Annotated in this window: 20 protein-coding genes; 10 read left to right on the plus strand and 10 right to left on the minus strand. The window is 61.2% G+C overall.

The features are described from left to right. Positions 1-8 precede the first annotated feature (8 nt). Positions 9-659: a hypothetical protein gene (locus OIS50_RS09200; RefSeq protein WP_264694439.1), complete on the minus strand. Its 651-nt coding sequence runs from the start codon at positions 657-659 to the stop codon at positions 9-11. After that, a complete protein-coding gene (locus OIS50_RS09205) occupies positions 584-1528 on the minus strand; it encodes a DMT family transporter (RefSeq protein ID WP_264694117.1) in 945 nt (314 codons plus the stop codon). Before OIS50_RS09205 ends, OIS50_RS09200 begins: the two co-directional genes overlap by 76 nt. Positions 1529-1689: 161 nt before the next feature. On the opposite strand from OIS50_RS09205, the gene OIS50_RS09210 reads away from it, so the two are divergent. The 3 genes from OIS50_RS09210 (at position 1690) to OIS50_RS09220 (ending at position 5976) form a co-directional block, all read left to right on the plus strand. Next, positions 1690-3000 (plus strand): replication-associated recombination protein A, encoded by a 1311-nt coding sequence (locus OIS50_RS09210; RefSeq protein WP_264694119.1) that lies wholly within the window; start codon positions 1690-1692, stop codon positions 2998-3000. Positions 3001-3259: 259 nt separating this feature from the next. Continuing rightward, positions 3260-5020: a signal peptide peptidase SppA gene (gene sppA / locus OIS50_RS09215; protein WP_264694121.1), complete on the plus strand. Its 1761-nt coding sequence runs from the start codon at positions 3260-3262 to the stop codon at positions 5018-5020. A gap of 113 nt (positions 5021-5133) precedes the next feature. Continuing rightward, complete coding sequence (locus OIS50_RS09220; RefSeq protein WP_264694123.1) at positions 5134-5976, plus strand: purine-nucleoside phosphorylase; 843 nt, start codon at positions 5134-5136, stop codon at positions 5974-5976. An 85-nt stretch (positions 5977-6061) separates the two neighbouring features. Here OIS50_RS09220 and OIS50_RS09225 read toward each other — a convergent pair whose 3' ends face one another. The 3 genes from OIS50_RS09225 to OIS50_RS09235 all read right to left on the minus strand — a co-directional run bounded on the left by OIS50_RS09225 (position 6062) and on the right by OIS50_RS09235 (position 9960). Further along, a complete protein-coding gene (locus tag OIS50_RS09225; RefSeq protein ID WP_264694125.1) occupies positions 6062-6682 on the minus strand; it encodes a Riean_0653 family protein in 621 nt (206 codons plus the stop codon). Positions 6683-6757: 75 nt separating this feature from the next. Then, positions 6758-7609 (minus strand): DUF4249 domain-containing protein, encoded by an 852-nt coding sequence (locus OIS50_RS09230; RefSeq protein ID WP_264694127.1) that lies wholly within the window; start codon positions 7607-7609, stop codon positions 6758-6760. Positions 7610-7617: 8 nt separating this feature from the next. Then, entirely contained in the window at positions 7618-9960 is a 2343-nt protein-coding gene (locus OIS50_RS09235) for a TonB-dependent receptor (RefSeq protein ID WP_264694129.1), read from the minus strand. A 261-nt stretch (positions 9961-10221) separates the two neighbouring features. On the opposite strand from OIS50_RS09235, the gene fabG reads away from it, so the two are divergent. Next, positions 10222-10971 carry a 3-oxoacyl-[acyl-carrier-protein] reductase gene (fabG, locus tag OIS50_RS09240; protein WP_264694131.1) on the plus strand — a complete coding sequence of 250 codons (750 nt, stop codon included), beginning with the start codon at positions 10222-10224 and terminating at the stop codon, positions 10969-10971. Positions 10972-11195: 224 nt separating this feature from the next. On the opposite strand, the gene OIS50_RS09245 is transcribed toward fabG, so the two are convergent. Then, positions 11196-11612: a hypothetical protein gene (locus OIS50_RS09245; protein ID WP_264694133.1), complete on the minus strand. Its 417-nt coding sequence runs from the start codon at positions 11610-11612 to the stop codon at positions 11196-11198. 320 nt (positions 11613-11932) lie between these two features. Here OIS50_RS09245 and OIS50_RS09250 point away from each other — a divergent pair, with 320 nt between their 5' ends. From OIS50_RS09250 to OIS50_RS09265, 4 genes are all read left to right on the plus strand, one after another. Further along, a complete protein-coding gene (locus OIS50_RS09250; protein ID WP_264694134.1) occupies positions 11933-14002 on the plus strand; it encodes a VWA domain-containing protein in 2070 nt (689 codons plus the stop codon). Between the two features lie 138 nt (positions 14003-14140). Then, positions 14141-14575, plus strand: a complete 435-nt coding sequence (locus OIS50_RS09255) for a hypothetical protein (RefSeq protein ID WP_264694136.1) — start codon at positions 14141-14143, stop codon at positions 14573-14575. Between the two features lie 63 nt (positions 14576-14638). Then, a complete protein-coding gene (locus OIS50_RS09260) occupies positions 14639-15562 on the plus strand; it encodes a pseudouridine synthase (RefSeq protein ID WP_264694138.1) in 924 nt (307 codons plus the stop codon). Between the two features lie 28 nt (positions 15563-15590). Beyond that, positions 15591-16559 (plus strand): alpha/beta hydrolase, encoded by a 969-nt coding sequence (locus OIS50_RS09265; RefSeq protein ID WP_264694140.1) that lies wholly within the window; start codon positions 15591-15593, stop codon positions 16557-16559. Positions 16560-16605: 46 nt separating this feature from the next. On the opposite strand, the gene OIS50_RS09270 is transcribed toward OIS50_RS09265, so the two are convergent. Next, positions 16606-16980 carry a DUF4260 domain-containing protein gene (locus OIS50_RS09270; protein WP_264694142.1) on the minus strand — a complete coding sequence of 125 codons (375 nt, stop codon included), beginning with the start codon at positions 16978-16980 and terminating at the stop codon, positions 16606-16608. A gap of 91 nt (positions 16981-17071) precedes the next feature. Next, positions 17072-17656, minus strand: coding sequence for a Crp/Fnr family transcriptional regulator (locus OIS50_RS09275; protein WP_264694144.1), 585 nt, complete (start codon positions 17654-17656; stop codon positions 17072-17074). A 318-nt stretch (positions 17657-17974) separates the two neighbouring features. Here OIS50_RS09275 and dnaK point away from each other — a divergent pair, with 318 nt between their 5' ends. Beyond that, entirely contained in the window at positions 17975-19933 is a 1959-nt protein-coding gene (dnaK, locus tag OIS50_RS09280; RefSeq protein ID WP_264694146.1) for a molecular chaperone DnaK, read from the plus strand. 105 nt (positions 19934-20038) lie between these two features. Here dnaK and OIS50_RS09285 read toward each other — a convergent pair whose 3' ends face one another. Together OIS50_RS09285 and OIS50_RS09290 are read right to left on the minus strand one after the other, a co-directional pair. Then, positions 20039-20755: a hypothetical protein gene (locus tag OIS50_RS09285; RefSeq protein ID WP_264694148.1), complete on the minus strand. Its 717-nt coding sequence runs from the start codon at positions 20753-20755 to the stop codon at positions 20039-20041. A gap of 75 nt (positions 20756-20830) precedes the next feature. After that, a complete protein-coding gene (locus OIS50_RS09290; protein ID WP_264694150.1) occupies positions 20831-21547 on the minus strand; it encodes a hypothetical protein in 717 nt (238 codons plus the stop codon). A 243-nt stretch (positions 21548-21790) separates the two neighbouring features. Here OIS50_RS09290 and OIS50_RS09295 point away from each other — a divergent pair, with 243 nt between their 5' ends. Further along, the gene (locus OIS50_RS09295; protein ID WP_264694153.1) at positions 21791-22933 is read left to right on the plus strand and encodes an FAD-dependent oxidoreductase; all 1143 of its coding nucleotides are present in this window, start codon (positions 21791-21793) and stop codon (positions 22931-22933) included. Positions 22934-23195: the final 262 nt, after the last annotated feature.

The following is a 23195-nucleotide window of genomic DNA, read 5'->3' on the forward strand; positions in this document are numbered from 1 at the left end:
CTAAAGCATCATCGAGCCGCCTCAGGGGCTAGGTAAATAGAGCGCATCAAATTTCGAAATCGAACTTCCATATCTACATCGTTGCTAGGCCGCGTAGCAACAAAACTCACCAGACAGGACCCTACTTCGGTAATGTAGGAACGCTGCAACAAATCGAGCTTAGCCGGACGGTGAACTAACCGACTGGTGATCAGGAAATCATGTCCGTTCCAACTAAGCACTCCTGTTTCAGGGAGAAGCTCGGTTCCTTGCTGCTGGCCTTCGGGACGCCGGATGTATTCAAACAACGCAGACGCCGTTTCGCCGGGGCTTTTTGGAGTTATTACCATCACGAGATTAGCTCCTGCGGTTGCAGCAGAAGCTGTATCTGGAATAAAAACCAATGAGTAGGAAGAAGCAGTAGAATCGGCTACACGTACGCTCCAGCCATCTTGCTTTTCATACTCAACTCGCACTCCATACACGTTACGGACAAATCTGTTGTTTGCGCTACATCCAGCGAGCAGGAGTATGAGCAGCGTTAGGCAGTACTTCCAAGCAGTGTAAATCCTCATTTGTAATTCTATTAATGGCCAGTTAATGGTCAGTCCTGCACCGGCTCCAGCGGCACTTCCTTGCCAATCACCGTCTTGTGCTTCGGCTTCTGGCTTACCAGCCACACCCCGGCAAAAATCAGCAGGCCTTGCAGGGCCCGGGCCCAGGTGAGGTGGTCGCGACCTAGGGCCACGGCAATGAGCACGGCCAGAATGGGTTGCAGGTAGATATACACGCCCAGCAACGCCGGCGAGGCGTGCTTCAGGGCCCAGTTGTTGAGCAGGTAGGCCACCACCGTCAGCATCACAATCATGTACAGGATGATAACCCAGATGCGCATGGGCAAGTGGGCGTAATCGGGGGCCAAAGCTTGCTTCAGCCCGAATGGCACCACAATAAATGCGCCCACCAAAAAGCTGCGCGCCAGCACCGTAAAGGCGTGGTACTTGCGCATCAGGGGCGCTACCAGCACCAGGTACAGCCCGAAGAAGGTAGCGTTCAGCAGAATCAGCAAATTACCTAGGGCTACCGATTGGCCGGCGGCACCGGCCGGGCCCCGGCTCAGGATTACCATGGCCGCTCCGGTTCCGGCAAGGCCGATACCCAGGGCGCGCTTGAGAGTAATACGCTCGCCGAGCAGCACCACCGAGGCCAGCACCACCACAATGGGCGAAATGGTTTGCACCAGCGAGGCGCTGATGGGCGTGGTCAGGTTCAGTCCGCCGAAAAACAGCAGCTGATTCAGGCCAATGCCCGAAATGCCGCACAGAATGGAGCGGATGTTATCGGCGCGGCCGGTAATGCGCTCCTTGGCAAACAGCCGCGCCAGCACCTCGAACACCACCGCGGCCGTAACCACGCGCAGCACCACAATGCCGTAGGGCCCTACGTGATGCGGCATCACCTCCTTGGAGAGGCTGTAGTTGGCGGCGTAAATCAGCGACACGATAAACAGCGCGGTATGCACGCGCAGCGGGTTTGAAGGCTGATTCACGCAACAAAGACTATGAGGATGAGGATGCGAAGATGTAGCGCTGCGGCGGCACTTCGCGTATGTGCGGAGCTACAATCGTGTGCTGATACGCGAAGTACGGCCTAGGTGCTACATCTTCGTTGTGCAACGGCACCCGCGCATGCCCGCCTTGCTCCTCTCGTATGAACTCACTCTTCGACCCACCCGCCGATCAGCCGCGCCCCGGCGCCCCGCTGGCCGAACGCCTTCGCCCCCGCACTTTGGACGAGTACGTGGGCCAGCAACACCTTATCGGCGAAGGCGGCGTGCTGCGCCGCTACCTCGAAGCCGGTCGGTTGCCTTCGCTGATTTTGTGGGGCCCGCCGGGTGTGGGCAAAACCACGCTGGCCCACTTGCTGGCCGCGCAGCTCAAGCTGCCGTTTGTGGCCCTGAGCGCCATTAACGCCGGCGTGAAGGATGTGCGCGACGTAATCCAGCAAGCCAAATCGCGCCGCAACACGGTGCTGTTTATCGACGAGATTCACCGCTTCAGCAAGTCGCAGCAGGATGCGCTGCTCGGGGCCGTGGAGCAGGGCATTGTTACGCTCGTAGGCGCCACCACCGAAAACCCCTCGTTCGAGGTAATTCCGGCTATCCTGAGCCGGGCGCAGGTGTACGTGCTCGAGCCCCTAGGTAAGGACGAGCTTACTGGCCTCGTGGACCGGGCCCTGCGCGACGACGAAGCCCTGCGCCGCCGGCCCGTACGCCTGGAGAGCTACGACGCGCTGCTGCGCATTTCGGGCGGCGATGCGCGCAAGCTGCTCAACCTGCTCGAAATTGTGGTGCAGGCCGCCAAAGCCAACCCTGAAACCGGCGAAGTGGTGGTGAACGACGAGGTGGTGCAGCAGCTGGCCCAGCAAAACCTCTCCCGCTACGACAAAGGCGGCGAAATGCACTACGATGTCATTTCGGCCTTTATCAAAAGCATTCGGGGCTCCGACCCCAACGCCGCGCTCTACTACCTGGCCGTGATGCTCGAAGGCGGCGAAGACCCCAAGTTTATTGCCCGCCGCCTGCTCATTCTGGCTTCGGAAGATGTGGGCAACGCCAACCCCAACGCCTTGCTGCTGGCCCAGAGCACGTTTCAGGCCGTTACGGTTATCGGCATGCCCGAGTCGGATATCATCTTGGGTCAGTGCGTGGTGTATTTGGCCACTTCGCCCAAGAGTAACGCCTCGTACATGGCCATTCGGGAGGCGCGGGCTTTTGTGCGGCAAAACGGCGTGGCTTCGGTGCCGCTGCAGCTACGCAACGCCCCCACCAAGCTCATGAAGCAGCTGAATTACGGCACCGAGTACCACTACTCGCACGACGGCGAAGGCAACTTCGTGTTCCAGGAGTTTATGCCCGATGGCCTCGGCCACAAGCGCTTCTACACCCCAGGCGACAACCCCACCGAAGCCAAAATGCTGGAGCGGCTGCGCTATTGGTGGGGCGAGAAGTACGGTTATTAACCAAAGCAAAACTCAAAGCTCCCCTCCTCAGATGAGGAGGGGACGCCGCAGCTTTAGCTGCGGCTGGGGTGGTTGACGGGCGTCTGCGCCGCAAGAACAATTCTTATCAGCTTCATTAATACCTGTTGCAACATTCTGACCCAGGAAACCACTGGCGCGAATTTTAGCACCGAGCACCATTCAGCACTACTTCGTGCAACCCGATACCAAAACCCTTCTACTTTTGTTTATTAGCCGCTGATACCCTTCTTCCTCAACAATGCGTCAATTTCTTAAATACGTACTGGCTACCATCGTCGGGCTGATCCTGTTCTCGGTGGTGGGCCTGTTCTTGTTCGTTGCCATGGTAGCTGCCCTAGGTAGCTCCTCCGACGAAGTAACCGTGGCCAGCAACTCGGTGCTGGAGCTCAAGCTCGATAAGCCGATTACCGAGCGCAAGCAGGAGGCCGAGTTCACGCCCTTTGGCGCGGGCAACTCCTCCATTGGCCTCGTCAACCTGAAAGAAGCCATTGGCCGGGCCAAAACCGACGACGACATCCGCGGCATTCTGCTGAACCTCGATGTGGTGTCGGGCGGCATGGCTTCGCTCGAAGAAGTGCGCGACGCGCTTATCGACTTCAAGAAATCGGGCAAGTTTGTGGTGGCCTACCACGAAACCGGCTCCGAAAAGGGCTACTACCTGTCGTCGGTGGCCGATGAGGTGTACCTGCACCCGCAAGGTTTGCTCGAGTTCAACGGCCTTTCCACGGAGGTGTTTTTCTACAAGCGCCTGTTCGATAAGCTCGGCGTCGAGCCGTATATCTTCCGGGTGGGCTCGTTTAAGAGCGCCGTGGAGCCCTTTATGCGCGAGAATTTCTCCGACTCGGCCCGCTACCAAACGGTGTCGTTCCTGAACTCCATCAACAACCACACCGTGCAGCAAATTGCCGCAGCGCGCAAGCTGCCGGTAGCCCGCCTGAAGGCCGTGCAGGATTCGATGCTGGTGCACAACGCCGAGGATGCCAAGCGCTACGGCCTGGTAACCAAGCTGGGCTACTACGACGAAGTGCTCGACTACATGCGCACCAAGCTGAACCTGGGCAAAGACAAAAAGCCCAGCCTCATCAGCCTGAGCACCTATAGCAAGGCCGACAAGGACGAGGAAGAGGTGAGCACCAACCGCATTGCCGTGATTTATGCCGAAGGCGACATCGTGAGCGGCAAGGGCGGCGAGGAAAGCATCGGCGGCACCAAGTTCGCCGAGGCCATCCGCAAAGCCCGCCTCGATAAAAAGGTGAAAGCCATTGTGCTGCGCATCAACTCGCCCGGCGGCTCGGCCCTGGCTTCGGATGTGATTTACCGCGAGGTGCTGCTGGCCAAAAAAGAGAAGCCGGTAATTGCCTCGATGTCGGACGTGGCGGCTTCGGGCGGCTACTACATTGCCATGGGCTGCGACGCGATTGTGGCCCACCCCAACACCATTACCGGCTCCATCGGGGTATTTGGCGTGCTGCCCAACTTAGGGCCGCTGCTCTCCGATAAGCTCGGCATCACCGTCGACCGCGTAAACACGGGCAAGTTCTCCGACATTCCGACTGTTACGCGCCGCCTCACGCCCTTCGAGCAGCAGCAGCTGCAGCGCGAAGTGGAGCGCACCTACGCCGATTTCACCAGCAAAGCGGCCCTGGGTCGGAAAATTCCGGTGGAGCGCCTGCGCCGCCTGGCCTCGGGCCGGGTGTGGTCGGGCACCGAAGCCAAGGAGCGCGGCCTGGTGGATGTGCTCGGCGACTTCGACGACGCCGTTGCCATGGCTGCCAAGCGCGCTAAGCTCGAAAAAGGCGACTACCGCCTGCAAAGCCTGCCCCGCCGCAAATCGGCCTTCGAAAGCTTTGTGGCCTTCTTTGGCGACTCGGAAGAGGCCGAAGCCCGCGCCCTCAAAGCCAAGCTGGGCCCGTTGTACCCCATCTACGAGCAGTACCGCACCGTTACGCAGATGCAGGGCGTGCAGGCCCGCCTGCCCTACGAGCTGACGATTCAGTAAGCACATTGCTTGGGGCTGGAGGCTTGACAAAAATCAGCCCGACCCAAAATGCTGCGAAGCTCAACTTGGAGCTACTTTTACGCGCCGCCGGCACTTGTCGGCGGCGCTTTTTTATGCCCCAAACTGCCGCCGAACAACTCTCCCAACTGCGCGAAGCCGCCGCGTACATTCAGCAACAAACCGCTGCTTTTCAGCCCGAATTCGGCATTATCCTGGGTACCGGCCTGGGTGCCTTGGCCAAGGAGGTGCAGGTAGAGCACACGCTCAGCTACGCCGATATTCCGCACTTTCCGGTATCGACGGTGGAAAGCCACGCGGGCCGGTTGCTGCTGGGTACCCTAGGTGGCCGGCGGGTGGCGGTGCTGCAGGGGCGCTTCCACTACTACGAGGGCTACACCATGCAGCAGGTGGTGTTTCCGGTGCGGGTGCTGAAGCTGCTGGGCATCAGCAAGCTGTTTGTGAGCAACGCCGCCGGCGGCCTGCACCCCGAGTTCCGCATCAGCGACCTGATGCTGATCGACGACCACATCAACCTGCAGCCTACCAACCCGCTCGTGGGCCCCAACCTCGATGAGCTGGGCCCGCGCTTCCCCGATATGTTTGCGCCGTACGATGCCGGCCTGCTTGCCCAGGCCCAGGCCGCCGCCGCCGACCTAGGATTTGGCCCGCGCGTGCGCCGCGGCGTGTACGCCTCGTTGCCCGGCCCCATGCTCGAAACGCCCGCCGAGTACCGCTACCTGCGCACCATCGGCTCCGATGCCGTAGGCATGAGCACCGTGCCCGAGGTAATTGCCGCCCGCCACATGGGCCTGCCGGTATTGGCTGTTTCTGTCATCACCGACCTGGCCAGCCCCGAGCACCTCAAACCGGTTGATCTGGCCCATATTTTGGCCGCCGCCGCCGATGCCGAGCCGCGCCTCACGGCGTTGCTGAAGCGCGTGGTGGAGATGCAGTAAGGGAATCCGTTTCTACCAGGAAAGCAACTGCGGGGCCGGCAGACGTATCATTCTGCCGGCCCCGCAGTTGCTTTCCTGACAGGGCCTAATAGTACCCCAAACGATTGATGCGATGGTCGAAGCGCCCATCTACGACCTGTACCGAATCGGAGCGGCGGTACGCGGTAAAGCGGAATGTACCCGACAGGATGTACTCGGTGTAAGGCTGCCCGCCGACGGTTGTATTGGACGACACCTTTTTCTGTACCCGTCGCACGTGCAGCTCGCCCCGCCCGGAGCCGTAATCGGTGTAGTTTCCGAGCCAATCCATGCGGGCGAAGTGCCGCCGGCCGTCGAGCACGAAGCGGCGGTTGTTCAGGTTTAGGAGCGAATCCAGGGTAAAGGGCACGCGGCCGTCGCGGCGCAGGGCAAAAACAAAGCCCTCCCGGGGGTCGGCAGCGCTGCTGTTCTGCATCTCCCCGTCGAAATTGATAAACAGCGTATCTTCTTGCGCCTCAATCACCAGCGGCTTGCGGCGGCCAAGCAGGCCCTGGTTCATGTAGGCCCGCCATACTTGCCCGTTGATAAGGGCACCGCCCGCATTATTGCCTTTTTCGGTGTACAGGGGCAACTGCTTGTTGGCTGGGTCGGGCTCGAACGTATCCTTGCGGCAAGCCACCAGTGCCGGCAGGCCAAACAAGCAAACCCAAGCGTATCGTAGTATCATGAACAGTAAGCGGATTAGGTAGCGCTATAAAGGGCAGAGCCGCCGGCTGCGGGCAAGGTTGTCAGGCAGGCTGAATTATTCTTTTAAAATTATCCGCCGCCGCTGGTAGTTGAGAATGGTGAACACGCCAATGCCGCCCTCCACCGTGCTTCGCACTTTGGCCGGTTGCCCAAAAGGGTTGCCGTTGGCCGATTGGGCGTCGTCGATGGAGCGCAGGAAATCGTAGTACGGCCGCTCCAGGTGGAAGAGCGTGACGAACAGGGTGTCGTTGGGCGAAAACTCGTAGCTGGTGCCCAGCACAAAGCGCTGGCCGTTCAGCAGGCGGTCTTCGGGCAGGTAATCCACCGCGGGGTTGTCGTTGATGCGGCGGCGGTGCACCTGCAGGCGGTAAAAATCGACGGTAGCGGCCGGGTCGTCGAACTTGGTGAGCACGTAGGCTTTGCGCTGTTCGCCGGTGCGGTCGTTAAACTTCCACTCGATCGTGTCGATGGGCACCGTGGCGGGCATGGTGGAGGTGCCAAACAGGTGGCGGCCCTTGGTGTCCTTCACATCGAGGCGGTAGGTGTCGCCGGGCCGGATGGTGAGGCGGCGGCGCCCCCGGTGCGTGAAGAACTTTTTGGTGCCGGCATTCTGGCCCGGGCCAAAGCGCAGGGTATCGATGCGGCCCGTGGGCCCGGTAAGCGTAACGGTTACATCGGTAAGCAGCTGGTTGCTCGGCTCGCTGAGGTACGGCACCGTTTCGGTAATGGTAAGCTGCGGAATCTGGCCCGACTCGAGGTAGCACTCGGCTACCAGCTGGGCGGGCGGCGCGGGCAGCTCCACGTCCACGTCTTTCTGCAAGCCGCAGCCGCTCAGGCAGCCCGCCGCAACCAGGGTCAGCGTGGGCCCGAGCAGGCGTAAAGCAGATGCTGTTGAAGGCAATGGCATCGTTCAGCTTAGAATTTGAAGTTGTAGGTAACCGACGGAATCACGGGGAACAACGACACCTGCCGGGCGCGGTAGCGCAGCACTTGCTCGGTGTCGGCGTCGCGCACCTCATCGATGTAAATGAAGTACGGGTTGCGGCGGTTGTAGGCGTTGTAAATGCTCAGCGTCAGGTCCGACTCGCCGCCCCAGCGCATGGGCCGCAGCTTGTACACCACGCCTAGGTCGAGGCGGTTGTAGCTGGGCAGCCGGAAGGAGTTGCGGTCGGGGTACAAGGGCACGGCCTCCAGCTCGCCGCCAAACACGTCCTGCACAGCAATGCGGCCCGTGGGCAGCGTGGTGGGGTTGCCCGAGGTGTACACAAACGAGCCGGTGAGGTTGATGCGCTTGTTGAGCCGGTGCAGCAGCACCAGCGTGAGGTTGTGGCGGCGGTCGTAGGTGGGGAAAAACGGCCGGCCGCCGTTGATGCCGTCGGTGCCGCGCTGGGGCTCAAACTCGCGCTTCGTCCAGGCCAGGGTGTAGCCCAGCCAGCCGGTGGTGTTGCCGTCCTTCTTTTCGAGGTACACCTCGTTGCCGTAGGCCCAGCCGCGGCCAAACAAAAACTCTTGGTCGAGCTCGGGGTTCACGAACAGCTGGGCGCCGTCGCGGAAATCGATCTGGCGCTGCGCCCATTTGTAGTACACCTCGTTGGTGAGCAGCAGCTTGCCGCCGGCAAACAGCCAGCTCACCCCGGCCGATACCTGCTGCGAGCGTTGCGGCTTCACCGAAAGGCGCGAAGGGTACCAGATGTCGGTGGGCAAGGACGCCCCCGAGTTGGTAACCAGGTGCGCGTACTGGTACATGAGGGCGTAGCTGGCCTTGAGCGTGGTTTTTGGCGACAACGTGTAGCGCGCCGCCGCCCGCGGCTCGAGCCCGCCGTAGTCGTTGCGGCCCGAGCGGAAGCCCGAGAGGCGCAGGCCGTAATCGAGGGCCAGCCGGTCGGTTACCGTAAAGTTGTCGGCTGCGTACAAGCCACCCTCCTGCCCGTCGTACTGCACGTCCTGACCTAGGCTCAGCTCCTGGTCCTCGGAGCCGGCCTGCAGGCGACCCACCCCGAAGTGGTGAAAGGTGCCGCTGCCGCCAAACCGGATGACGTGCTTGCCGCCCTCGGGCCGCCACTCCCAGTCGGAGCGCAGGTTGTAGTCGCGGATGCTGCTGCTCAGGCCGAAGCTGAACTGATCGAGCCGGTTGGCAATGTTGTAGGTGTAGTACGATGCCGTGGCCGAGGTATTGGTAAACAACCTAGGGCCGAACACGTGGCTCCAGCGGGCCGTGGCCGCGCGGTTGCCCCACCGAAAATCGAAGTTGAAGCCGCGCGTGGAGCTAAACCCGAACACGTCGTTGCCGAGGTAGCCGCTCAGGAACACCTGATCTTTGTCGCCGAGCTGGTAATTGGCCTTCGCGTTGAGGTCGTAGAAGTAGTAATCCGGAATGGGGTTGTAGTCGGGGTCGTCGGCGTTCAGCTTGTTGATCTGCCGCGTAAACACGTCGAAATACGTGCGCCGGCCGGCCACGATAAACGAGCCCTTGCCCTTTTTAATGGGCGCCTCCACCGCCAGGCGCGACGAAATCAGCCCGATGCCGCCGCTTACCCCCAGGGAGTCGCGGCTGCCTTCGCGCAGCTTCACATCCACCACCGACGACAGCCGCCCGCCGTACTGTGCCGGGTAGCCCGATTTGTACAAATCGACGGACTGCACCACATCGGAGTTGAAGGTGCTGAACAGCCCGAACAAGTGGTTGGGGTTGTACACCACCGCGTCGTCGAGCAGAAACAAGTTTTGGTCGGCCGAGCCGCCGCGCACAAACAGGCCGCTGGTGCCCTCGCCGCCGTTTTGCACGCCGGGCTTCAGCTGCAGGGTTTTCAGGATGTCGACCTCGCCAAACAACGCCGGCAGCAGCTTGGCTTCGCGGGCCGTGATGCGCTCGGCACCCATTTGGGTGGTTTGCAGCTTCTGCTCGAGCGTACCGGAGCCTTCAATTACCACTTCCTGCAGCTCGGTGCCGCCCAGGGGCAGCGCAAAATCGAGGCGTTGCGTGTTGCGCAGGTTTACCTCCAGGGTTTGGCTTTGGTAGCCGATAAACGAGGCCTGCACGCTGTGGCGCCCGGCGGGCAAGCTTAGCTCGTAGCTGCCGTCGGGGTTGGTGGCGGTGCCCAGCCCCAGGCGCGGCACGGCCACGTTGGCCCCGGGCAAGGCGCTGCCATCGGAGCCGCGCACGGTGCCACGCAATACCACCTGGGCCAGCAAACTAAGCGGCGCTGCCACGAGCAGCAGCACCGAAAAAACAAATCGGAACGAGCGTAAACGAACCATGAATACAGGTAAAGCACGCGAAGTACTTCGGCGGCCTGTGGCTAACCCACTCATCAGTAGAATAGTTTGATTACCGGCCGGGCGAAAGGGTGGCTTGCAAGCACTACGCAGCTTGCGGCTGCAAAGGTGGTCAGCGGTTTCGGAAGCCCGCTTACAGTATTGCCCGAATGGGCTTACATAATTCGGATCAGGGCTTTAGCTCGCACAAAAAATCCGCTGAATCAGCGGCGCAAGCTTCGTTGGTGGTTTAGCTTTGCCCTTATGACCAAACTGCTCGACGGAAAAGTAGCCCTGATTACGGGCGCTTCGAAAGGAATTGGCCGGGCCATTGCCCAGCATTTTGCCCAACTGGGCGCTCAGGTTGCCTTCACGTACCTCTCCAGCGTGGAGAAGGGCCAGCAGCTCGAACATGAGCTGGCGGCCTTCGGCACCAAAGTGAAAGGCTACCGCTCCGATGCCTCCGACTACCAGCAAGCCGAAAAGCTCGTTGACGATGTAATTGCCGAGTTCGGCAAGCTCGATGTGCTGGTGAACAACGCCGGCATCACCAAAGACGGCCTGCTGATGCGCATGAGCGAGGAGCAGTGGGACCAGGTGCTGAACGTGAACCTGAAATCGGTGTTCAACCTGACCAAAGCCGCCACCAAGCCCATGATGCGTGCCAAATCGGGCAGCATCATCAACATGACGTCGGTGGTGGGCATCAAAGGCAACGCCGGCCAGGCCAACTACGCGGCCTCCAAGTCGGGCATCATCGGCTTCACCAAGTCGGTGGCCCTGGAACTGGGCTCGCGCAACATCCGCTGCAACGCCATTGCGCCGGGCTTCATCGAAACCGAAATGACCGGCGAGCTGGACCAGAAAGTTGTTGACGAGTGGCGCAAGGCCATTCCGCTGAAGCGCGGCGGCACCCCCGAAGACGTGGCCAAAGCCACTGCCTTCCTGGCTTCTGATGATTCGGCCTACATCACCGGCCAGGTGCTGCAGGTCGATGGCGGTATGCTGACCTAGGGTTGGAATGCACACTTGGCGTGCACCTAAACTCCTGATGGTAAAGTTTTTTTGCATTCAAGCCCAGGCTAGTTTTTTTAGCCCCCAGCGGAAGCCGCCGCTCTCCCAAAGCAAACGGCCGCCCAATTGGGCGGCCGTTTGCTTTGGGAGAGCGGCGGCTTCCGCTAATACCCACCTGAAAGCGTTATAACTTTTAACAGGCTAGTTAGGCTTATATGCCATAATCATTGCTTAGCAGGGAGGTAAAAAGTCACCATCTTAACATCACCATTTGTTTCTGTAACCGATTGATATTCATAATAAATACCCGTTTCCGTGGTGTAGTTGGTTTTGTAAGACAGTTTCTCAGCAGGCGGGCATGCGGCTTTACCCGTCCATCGAGCGACAATTCCTCCTGATTGCCCTGGTATCAAAGCTTCGGAAACAATTGTCATGTACACATTGCATGGAAGTCCCAGCACAAAACCAGGTTGCCAACATCCGAACCCAACAGTAGATCCGTAGCCGGGAACACTGTTCTGCTCCGTTGGCAGCGCAACAGAGCTTTTGGGGCTTACCTGATCAGAGGTTTTAGTACAACCGGAAACAAGTGTTGCAGCGCACACGAATGCTGTACAGATGAGGTAAAGTTGATTTTTCATAATCGTTTGTGCACAAGGTGTTTTACAATGACTTACAACAAGTTACAACTTCACATGAGTACTATGTAATAATTTTTATACAGAATAACACTAAATAAATAAATTAATAATTCAATCGGTTATATATAGCCCATTGTTATGAATGCTAACTGGATCAAGGCTTGACCGTGCAAGCTCATGATTACCCCTGTGTATGTTCAGCTTAACAAAGTTGTGGTCGCCTTCCAATAACTACCTAGCAATTGCGTGTGTAGAGGCTTCTGCGAGCAACTGTTTAGCTTGCAACAGAGTTATTGCTATTCCCTTCCCGATTTTTTCCGTTGCTGACGACCGCCTACTCCCCTTGGTTTCTCCTGCTATGCTTGGCCGTAGGCGCGGGCTACGCGGCGCTGCTGTACTCCAAACGCGCGCCCTGGAGCAAAGCCGTAAACTACGGCCTTGCCTTGCTGCGCTTCGCGTTGGTAAGCCTGTTGTGCTGGCTGCTCCTAGGTCCGATTATCCGGCGCAACACCACCACCGAGGAAGCCCCCACCGTGGTATTGGCCGTCGACGACTCGCGCTCGGTGCCGCTCTACACGGCCGATAGCACCAGCCTGCGCCGCACGCTTTCGGGCCTCGATGCCATGGCCCAGCGGTTGCGGGCCGCCGGCTACGATGTGCAACTCCGCACCCTCGATACAGCCGCGCCCGCCCAGGCGGCGCAGCTGCGCTTTCGCCAGTCGGCCACCAACCTCGATCAGCTGCTTACCGGCTTGCAGGAAGGCTACCAAGGCCGCAATTTGGCCGCCGTGGTGCTGGCCTCCGATGGCCTGGCCAACCAGGGCCGCCCGCCTGTGTACGCCGACTTCACCTACCCGATTTACCCGCTGGCCCTAGGTGACACCGTGCCCCGCCGCGATTTGCGCGTAACCGACCTGCGCTACAACCGCGTGGCGTTTTCGGGCAACCGCTTCCCCGTCGAGGCTGAGATTGGCTACGACGGTTTTACCGGCGGCTCGGCTACGGTGCTCATCCGCGAGAACGGCCGCGTGCTGGCTCGCCAAACCATCCAGCTCAGCCCCAACCGCCGCCTGCAACGCACGCAGTTTCTGCTGACGGCCGCTGCCCCCGGCAAGCACCGCTACGAGGTACTGGTGGAGCAGCAACCCGGCGAGTTTACTTTGCTCAACAACGCCCGCAACGCCTACGTGGAGGTAGTAAAAGGCCGCCTGCGCGTGCTGCTGGCCGGCGCCGTGCCCCACCCCGACCTGAAAGCCCTGCGCGCCGCGCTCATCCAGAACGATAACTTCGACTTGACGCTGGTACTGCCCGGCATCGCGCCGCTGCGACCCAACCAAGATTACGATGTGGCCGTGCTGCACCAGCTGCCCAGCCGCACCGCCGAGGGCCGCGACATTGTGCAGTACGTGCGCACGCGCCGCCTGCCGGCCCTCTACATCCTAGGTGCCCAATCCGACCTAGGCGCCTACAACAACCTAGGTACTGGCGTGCGCGTGAGCGGCAGCTCTGGTGCCGAAGCCTCGCCGGTACTCAACCCCAACTTCACGCGCTTTGCCCTGGATGCCGGTGTGGCCTCGCGCCTAACTGATTATCCGCAAGTGCCTGTAGTGGGCGCAACGCAACTAGGCGGGGGTGCCGAAGTAATCTTGCGTCAGCAGGTAAATGGCACCCGCACCAACCGCCCCCTGTTGGTGGTGGCGGGCCAGGCCGGCCAGCGCCAGGCCACCCTGCTTACCGACGGCAGCTGGCAATGGCGCCTCGAAGAGGCTGCCTCGCACGACGACAAGCCCAGCGCCTACGATGGCCTGATGACGCGCCTGCTGCAATTGCTCACGCAGGACAGCCGCCGCAAGCGCCTCGATGTGTACCCCACGCAAGACGCCTTCAACACCACCGATGAGGTAACCTTAGGTGTCGAAACGTACAATGCCGTGTTTGAGCGCGTATACGGGCAGCGCATAACCCTCACGCTCACCGACGAGCAGAACCGCCCGCGCACCTTCAGCTTCACCAACCGCGAAAACGGCGGCCCCCTAAACCTGGGCACCTTGCCCGGCGGCCTCTACCGGTACACCGCCCGCGCCACCGTGGCCGGCCAGGCTCAGGAAGACCGCGGCGAAATACTCGTGCAGGAGCAGCAACTGGAAGCCGCCGCCTCGCGCGCCGACCACAACATGCTTTACCAACTTGCGCAGCGCAGCGGCGGCCGTCTCTACTACCCCGCCCAATTGCAGCAACTTGAGCAGCAGTTGTTGCAAGCCAAGTTTAAGCCGGTCCTCTACACGCAAGAGGAACTCAAGGATATCATCGACGAGAAGTGGCTGTTCTTCCTGCTGCTGGCATTGGCTACGGCCGAGTGGACTATCCGCCGGTATTCGGGTAGCATTTGATTTTTGCTGTCATCCTGAGCACAGCGAAAGACCTTGTCACATTAGTTAGTAACCACCCAAGTCCAGGGCTTTCTGACGTGATAAGGTCCTTCGCTGTGTTCAGGATGACACTTCAAACTACGAATAACCTCGCTCCCTATGGACTACCCCGCCGCTCTCGAACGCCTCCAACGCCACGCCGGCACCTCCAAGCACAAAGCCACCGCCGACGACTTTCTGCACACGTTGTTCCTGATCAGCGACAAGAAAGGGTTTCGGCCTGTGCAGCCACTGGCCGAAAACATCCTGGAGTGCTTTGAGGCCGTGAACGTGCACCTCAATGGCGAGCAGCCTTCGGAAGCCGCTACCGAAGTCAAGGCGCAAACCATTGATCGGCCATTGGTGTACGCCGTGAATAACCTGCTGACCACCGGCCGCCGTTACGCCCAATGGGTAGAGCAAGAATCGGGCTTTGAGGTGGCCGATGTGCAGGAAATGACCCGCGCCGTAAAAGCCATTGAGCTGGGCTGGAACTTCGTACTGGCCGGCGAGTTCGACTCGATCCGCCGCGAGGTAGCTACCTGGCTCGAGTAAGCCGCCCAGCCGGCACCTAGGCATAACGCAAGCCGCGGCGGAACGCCGTACCTTTGTGGCAATATGCGCTACATCCTCGTCAACAAACCATACGAAGTCCTGCCCCAGTTTACCGACGAGGCCGGCCGTGCCACCCTCAAGCAGTTCGTGGCGGTGCCCGACGTATACCCTGTCGGCCGCCTCGACTACGACTCCGAGGGCCTGATGCTGCTCACCGACGATAAACAAATGCAGTTTCGGTTGGCCGAGCCGCGCTACAAAGTGCCCAAAACCTACTGGGTGCAGGTAGAGGGTATTCCGACCGACGAAGCCCTGGAGCAATTGCGCCGCGGCGTGCAGATCAAAGATGGTTTTACGTCGCCGGCCGAAGCTCGCCTGCTGCCCGAGGCACCCGCCCAGGTGTGGGAGCGCAGCAAGCCGGTGCGCTTCCGCGCAAACATCCCGACGAGTTGGATCGAGCTGACCATTTCGGAAGGCATGAACCGGCAGGTGCGCAAAATGACGGCGGCCGTAGGCTTCCCTACCCTGCGCCTTATCCGGACAGGTATTGCCACGCTCACGCTCAATAAGCTGGCCCCTGGGCAATGGCGCGAGCTTACGGCAACCGAAATTCAGGCCTTGAAGCAGCTCACGGCCGCCAACCTGCCCGGCGAAACGGCGCCCGCCCGCAAAAAGCCCACCGAGCGCTACGACCCCAACTTCGAGCAGAAGATTGCGGCCCGCAAAGCGGCGCAAGCTAACAAGGCCGCTGCTGGCAAGTTTGGCCCGGCGCGCGGCCCCAAAAGCCAGAAATCCGGAGGCCGCCCGGCCGATGGCCTGGGTACCGGCCGTGGCAGCCGCCCGGCAAACGCTGCCCCACGTGGTGGCAAGCCGGCTGGCGGCAGCTCAGCGCCGCGCTCGGGTGGCAAGCCTAGCGGCACCGGCCCCGCCCGCTCGGGCAACGGGCGCCCAGCATCACCGGGCCGGGGCACCCGTGGCTCGCGCTAGCCAACCGCTACGGCAACCGCGGCGCCGCTTGTACCGGCTGGTACAGGCGGCGCTGCTGCTTTTTGTGCTGGTTAATGCGGTGGCCTTTAACCACGCCTGGCGCTTCACGTACTTTTCGGCCGAGCGGGGCCGCCACACAGCCAGCCCCGAACAGCTGTCGTTGGGCGATAAGTTGTGGCTACTGGCCACCGGCATTCGCAACCCCAAACCCGTCGGTGCTGCGGCGCCCCCTTTCGCGTACCGCACGGTTTATATCAGCAGCCCCAATGGCCGGCTCGAGAGCTGGTACGCCCCAGTGCCTCAGGCACGCGGCACCGTAGCGCTGTTTCACGGCTACACCAGCGACAAATCGCGCCTGCTCCGCGAGGCTGCCTACTTCCGCCACCTAGGGTACTCGGTTTTGCTCACCGACTTTGCCGGTGCCGGCGGCTCCGAGGGCTACCGCATTACCGTTGGCCACCACGAGGCCGACGATGTGGCGGCGGTGGTGCGCTGGTTGCAGCAGCAACATCCTGGGCAGCGCGTGGTGCTCTACGGCATCAGCATGGGCGCGGTAGCTATTCTGCGGGCCGAAAGCGAGCTGGGCGTGCAAGCCACGGCTAACATCATTGAGTGCCCCTACGGCAGCATGCTGCAAACCGCCCAAAACCGGTTCGCCTCGATGGGTGTACCGGTTTTCCCGATGGCCAACCTACTGGTGTTTTGGGGCGGCGTACAGAACGGCTTCTGGGCTTTCGGCCTCTCTGCCGAAGCCTACGCCGCCAACAACAAAACGCCCACGCTATTGATGTGGGGCACTGCCGACCCGCGCGTAACGCGCCCGGAAACCGATGCCATCTTCGCCGCCCTAGGTGGCCCCAAGCAGCGCCACGACTTTGAAGGCAGCGGGCACGAGCCGTACTGGCGCAAGCATCCGGAGGCGTGGCAGCGGGCAATCGGAGCGTTTTTGCGCCCGCACCTCGCGGCCGATGGCGGGGCGAAGCCCGGGAGCAGGTAGCGGCAGTACTGCACGCAATCCAACCGGCCGCCGCTCGGCCAAAACCTCAAACTACCTGCTGCGGCTGCCCCACGCGCCCGATGCGCCCTAGGTGCGTATCCTGAAAACCGGTTGGGTACTTAAGGCCATAGCCCAGCAGGCGGTCGAAGGCGGCGTGGGCGAGCAGCACAGCGCCGGCCAACAGCAGCACGGGCATGCCCAAAAGCCAACCCGCAAGGCCGCAGGCCAGCGCCACCGCTTTGTGGTGAAACGCATTATAGCTCAGGGCACCTAGGCGCGGGCCGGCCAAGTAACCCAGGGCGCTCAGGTCGGGCAGCAGAAATACGGCGGGCAGCACCCACCAGGCAAATGGCAAGTGGGCAAATACCACAACGGCCAGCAGCAATTGGGCTAATTCTTCGGTTTTCAGCAGGGTTTTCATGGCGCCGGGGCTCGGATGTAGTGAGACAAAACCAACGCCCCAAAGGTGTGGCACCGTAGTGCTGCCCGACGTTAACAAAAGCTAAGAAAACCTACCCATTGCGCGCTACGCGGGCCCTTATCCGGCTCAGCGACACCGGTGTAATGCCTAGGTAGTTGGCCACTAAGTGCTGCGGTATGCGCTCCAGTATCTTGGTTTTGCCCGATGCCAGCAGGGCGCGGTACCGCTCCTCGGGCGACAACAACAGCTGCTCGACCAAGCGGGAATCGGTGCCAAGTAGGTGGTATTCGGCCACCAGGCGGCCAAACCGCTCGTACACGGGGCACCGATCGTAAAGGCTGCGCAGTACGGCGTAATCGAATACGACCAGCTCTGCGTCGGTCAGGGCCTGTATGCTGAGCTGGCTCGGCTGCCCCGTAAGGCAGCTCGGGTAATCGGCCAGCAAGTGGTTTTCAAAGAAGAAATAGGTGGTACGCTCCTCGCCGTCGGGCCGGGGATAGTACAGCCGTAAGGCCCCGCTGATTACCAACGCCACTTGCGGGCGGTGCTGCCCGGCTTGCACGAAATAATTGCCGCGGGCCAACCGCTCGCACCTAAGGGCTACGGCCAGCTGCGCCCACTCGGCATCGGTAAGTTCGGGCACAAACCGGCGCATGTAGGCGAGTAGTGGGTGCATGCCGGCAAAGTAAGCGCGTTCGGCAATTCCGAGGTGCTGCTGCGTGTTCGGCTCCACGCTGCTGGCCCGTTGCACAGCACCTCAGAAATGGGTTAGCTGCTCGGAGGGTACTTGCAGGCTGAACATCTGTCGCCCGCGCTTTCCCGTAAGACAACTTTCGTCAGCAACCAGTCAGCTCGGCCAAAGCCGCGGTGACAATCTGACAGCCAAAACGACAGGTTTTGGCCTTGGTACGCTGCTTGTAACTAGCCCGGCAGCCGCCCGCACCTAGGGCGGCTAACTGAACTAAGACACCTTCACTCCTACTCATCCATACCAATGGGAAAGATTATCGGTATTGACCTCGGCACGACCAACTCGTGCGTGGCCGTAATGGAAGGCAACGAACCGGTTGTAATTCCGAACAGCGAAGGCCGCCGCACGACGCCGTCGATTGTGGCCTTTCTCGATAATGGCAAAGGCGAACGTAAGGTAGGCGACCCTGCCAAGCGCCAGGCTATTACCAACCCGCATAACACCATCCAGTCAATTAAGCGCTTCATGGGCCGCCGTTTCTCGGAAGTAACCGAGGAAACCAAGCACGTGGCGTACCAATTGGCCAGCGGCTCGAACAACACGGTAACCGTGCAAATCGGCGACCGTCAGTACACCCCGCAGGAAATTTCGGCCATGGTGCTTCAGAAGATGAAGCAAACCGCCGAAGACTACCTCGGCCAGCCCGTAACCGAAGCGGTTATTACCGTTCCGGCTTACTTCAACGACGCCCAGCGCCAGGCTACCAAAGAAGCCGGTGCCATTGCGGGCCTCGATGTGAAGCGCATCATCAACGAGCCCACGGCCGCTGCCCTGGCCTACGGCCTCGACAAAGACCACTCGAACCACAAAGTTGCCGTGTACGACCTCGGCGGTGGTACGTTTGATATTTCCATCCTCGAGCTCGACAACGGCGTGTTCGAGGTGCTGAGCACCAACGGCGACACCCACCTGGGTGGCGATGACTTCGACCAGGTTATCATCAACTTCCTGGCCGACCAGTTTGCTTCGGAAAACGAAGGCATGGACCTGCGCAAAGACGCCATGGCCCTGCAGCGTTTGAAAGAAGCCGCTGAAAAAGCCAAGATTGAGCTGTCGTCGTCGACGGAGACGGAGATTAACCTGCCCTACATCACCGCCACGGCCACCGGCCCCAAGCACTTGGTGGTGAAGCTGAGCCGCGCCAAGTTCGAGCAACTGGCCGATTCGCTGATCCGTCGTTCGATGGAGCCCGTACGCAAGGCCTTGCAAGACGCCGGACTGTCGGCTTCGGACATCAACGACGTGATTCTGGTAGGTGGCTCCACCCGCATTCCGCGCATCCAGGAAGAGGTAGAGAAGTTCTTCGGCAAGAAGCCTTCGAAGGGCGTGAACCCCGACGAAGTAGTAGCCGTGGGCGCTGCCATCCAGGGTGGTGTACTGACGGGCGAGGTGAAGGACGTGCTGCTGCTCGACGTAACCCCGCTAAGCCTCGGCATCGAAACGATGGGCGGTGTAATGACCAAGCTCATCGAAGCCAACACCACCATCCCGACCAAGAAATCGGAGACGTTCTCGACGGCTTCCGACAACCAGCCTTCGGTTGAGATTCACGTGCTGCAGGGCGAACGTCCGATGGCTTCGCAGAACCGCACCATCGGCCGCTTCCACCTCACCGACATTCCGCCGGCACCCCGCGGCGTTCCGCAAATCGAAGTAATCTTCGACATCGACGCCAACGGTATCCTGCACGTAACGGCTAAGGACAAAGGCACCGGCAAGGAGCAGAAGATCCGCATCGAAGCTTCGTCGGGCCTCTCCGACGCCGATATCGAGCGCATGCGCCAGGAGGCTCAGGCCAACGCCGACGCCGACAAAGCCGAGCGCGAGCGGATCGATAAGCTGAACCAGGCCGACTCGATGATCTTCCAGACCGAGAAGCAGCTGAAGGAGTACGGCGACAAGCTGAGCGCCGGCAACAAATCGGCTATCGAATCGGCACTGGCTGACCTGCGCTCGGCCCACGAAACCAAGGACGTTGCCCGCGTCGATTCCGCCATGACGGCCATCAACGCTGCCTGGCAGGCTGCCTCGCAGGAGATGTACGCCCAGAGCGGCGCGCAAGGTGGCCCGCAAGGCTACCCCGGCGGCGACGCCAGCGGCTTCCAGGGCGGCCAGCCCGGCGGCAACGGCCAGCAAGCCCAAGGCGCCCCGCACGACAACGTGACGGACGTGGATTACGAAGAAGTGGACGGCAACAAGTAATTGCTGCCAACCATAAACAATAGTGAAAAGGCCGGGGAGCTGCTCCCCGGCCTTTTTCTTTTGGCCCTGCCCTAGGTGCCTCGGCCCCGCTGGCTGGCCGGCAGCCTAGCCCAGAAAGCCCTTGGGCGTCCAGCTCGCCGATTGGTCCGAATCGGGGTCTACGTCCTCCAGGTACAACTTGGGCACGCGCACGGTGCGGCGCTGCGGCGCGGTTTTGGGCTGCCCTTCGGCCGGCTGCGCTTCTATCACCTGCTGCCCGTTAAGCATGTTGGTGCTCAGGCTTTTGCTGGCACCGCTGGCCCGGTCGGTGCTGGTGTAATCTTCGCCGATCAGGCGCATGCGGCCCGTGGCGCCCTCGTACCGGAAGCGTTGCAGCACCTGATAGGCCCAGCGCGAGCCGGCGTAGTGCGACACCAGCAACACGCCCCGCGCGATGCGCAGCTCGGGCCGGGTGCCTTCGCCACCTAGGGCCCCGAAACAGCTGGTGCAGTAGAGCAGCTTGCCGCCCACGCCCACGCGCTGCAGGCTGCCGTTGGGCTGCGTTAGCAGCACTACCAGGGCGCGGTAGCGGGTATCGTCGTCCGGGTCGGGCGATTGTTGTTCAATCAGCATCAGCACTTTGTCGGGGCGCTGGTCGGCATTCAGGTCGCCGGAAAGTTGTTGCTCCAGCTGCCAGCCTTTGGGCACAAAGGCGGCGGGCTGGGCGGCCGCAAGCGGCAGCCGCCGGGCATCGAGCACGCGGGGTTCGTGCTGCCGGGGGCCGGCGGCAGTAAGCCGACCTAGGCTGGCAGCAATCAGCAACGAAAGGGTAAGGTTGAGCATGGGCCAAAAATACGGGGCGCAACGGCCGCACTGGCCGTTGCGCCCCGTTGCGCTGGCGTTTACCACACGGCAAACTTACTTAACGCCCGATTCGAGGGTGGCTTTGCGCACGTCCACGTCTTCGAGGTAGCGCTTGGCGGTTTTGGGCAGCGTTACATCCTTGCGCGAGGTAAGCTGGCGCTGCCCGGCCGGGTCGGCGGGGTCGCGGTACACGCGCTCGGAGCGTTGCTTGCCCGTGAGGTAATCGGTGCTTTTGATGGTGGTATCGAGCGTTTGGCGGTTGCTCCTGATCTGCTCCTCGCCTACCAAACGCATTTTGTTGGTGCCGGTGTCGTAGCTGAAGCGGTGCGTAAGCTCGAGGTTTTGCTCGGTGCCCGAAATATGCCGCACCACCAAAGCGCCTTTCTCCACTTTCACGTCGGGCATTTTATCGGAGCTGATCAGCAAATCGGGCCCGCCGATGCCGTAGAGCAGTTGCCCCGAGGCGGCGACGCGCTGCAACTGCCCGGCAGCATCGGCCAGCAGCACCACCACGGCGCGCTCCCGGCGGGCTTCGGGCGCGGTGGGCGAAGGCCGCTCAACCAGCACCAACACGGGGTCGGCGCGCTTGTCGCCGTTCAGGTCGCCCGAAATCTGGCGCTCCAGCAGCCAGCCGGTGGGCACAAAGGCAGCCGTGCGGGCAGCCTTCGTGGGCAAGGAGGCGGCGTCGAAGGCTATGGCTGCTTGCGCAGGCTTGGTTTGCAGCGGGCCTAACAAAGCGGCTGCGAGCGTAAGAGTGGATAAGGCAGACATGCGCAGATGGAGTTGAGTGGGCTGCTTGGCTCCAACCGTTGCCCGGCGGTCGGAAGTTCATTGCAACCTACCCCGGCACCGCGCCCTTGCAGTCAACAACTTTAACTAATCATATTATCAATATAACTATTCTAATTCATTTACCAGCGGCTGCCGTCAAGGATTAACTGCTTCTGGGCTGGCTTTGGTTTGGCCATGTCGGCTGTTCGATTTGGGCTACGGCCGTCTTTCCTACCTTGCGCCATGCATTTCCTGATAATTGGCGCCGGCATTGCGGGCCTTACCACAGCCCTGGCGCTGCACCAGCAGGGCCACCAGGTTGCCCTCTACGAAGCCGCTCCTGCCCTGCGCGAAATCGGTGCCGGTGTTGTGCTGGGTGCCAATGCCATGCAGGCCCTGGGGCACCTAGGCCTGCACGATGCGGTGCACGCCGCCGGCTTTGCCGTGAAGCGCATCAGCCTGCTCGATGAGCGCGGCCAGGTACTCAACGACGTAGACACGCGCCCGTTTACCGAGCACCTCGGCTACGACAACCTCGCCATCCATCGGGCCGATCTGCAGCGCGTGCTGCTCGGGTACCTTCCGGCTGGCGTGCTGCACCTGGGCAAAGCCCTGGAGCGGTTCGAGCAACACGGCAATCAGGTAACGGCCTACTTCACCGATGGCAGCTCCGCCACGGCCGATGCCCTGCTGGCCGCCGATGGCATCCGCTCGCGGGTGCGCCTGCAATTGCTGCCCCACAGCCAACCGCGCTACGCCGGGTACACGTGCTGGCGGGGCGTTATCGAGGGGGCCGCCCTGCCGCAGCTGGCCGGGCGCAGCACCGAGTCGTGGGGGGCAGCGGGGCGCTTTGGCATGGTGCCGCTCGGCAACGGGCAGGTATACTGGTTTGCCTGCATCAACAGCGCCGCGCCACAAAACCCGGCCTACAAAGCCTTCCGGCTGGCCGATGTGCAGCGGCATTTCGCCGGCTTCCATTCGCCCATTCCGGAGCTACTGGCGCTTACCACCGACGAGCAGCTGATTTGGGGCGACATCATCGACCTGAAGCCGCTAAAGCACTTCGCCTATGGCCGTGTGTTGCTCCTAGGTGATGCCGCCCACGCCACCACGCCCAACATGGGCCAAGGCGCCGGGCAAGCCGTAGAAGACGCCGCCATGCTGGCCCGTTGCCTGCGCGAGCAGCCCGAGGTGCAGGCGGCATTTCGGTTGTTCGAGCAACGCCGACTACCGCGCACCACCCGCATCGTGCGGCAATCGTGGCAACTAGGCCAGGTTGCGCAGTTTTCGCAGCCGTGGCTGGTGAAGCTGCGCAACGCCGTAATGCGCCGCGTACCCAACTCCGTGAACAAGCGGCAAATGCAGTTTTTGTACAAAGGAGTCTAAGCCGTTGCACCCGCTGTCATTGCGAGGACGAAGGACATTCCGCGCATCGAGCGGCGTCAATCGGTCCTGAACTTGGTACGACCGTTCAGCCAGCACTAAGCGAAAACCACCTAGGGCGAGGTAGCGCGGACTTTAGCTACGCCGACCTTCGGTTGTTGTCCGCGTCCACGGATAATAACATCAATCGTTGCCGGTAGCGCGGGCTTTAGCCCGCGTTGGCGTGAACTAAATAGTTGAGCCGATACCGCGGGAAACCGGTCGT

Origin of the sequence: Hymenobacter sp. YIM 151858-1 (assembly GCF_025979705.1) — a bacterium.
Classification (GTDB): domain Bacteria; phylum Bacteroidota; class Bacteroidia; order Cytophagales; family Hymenobacteraceae; genus Solirubrum.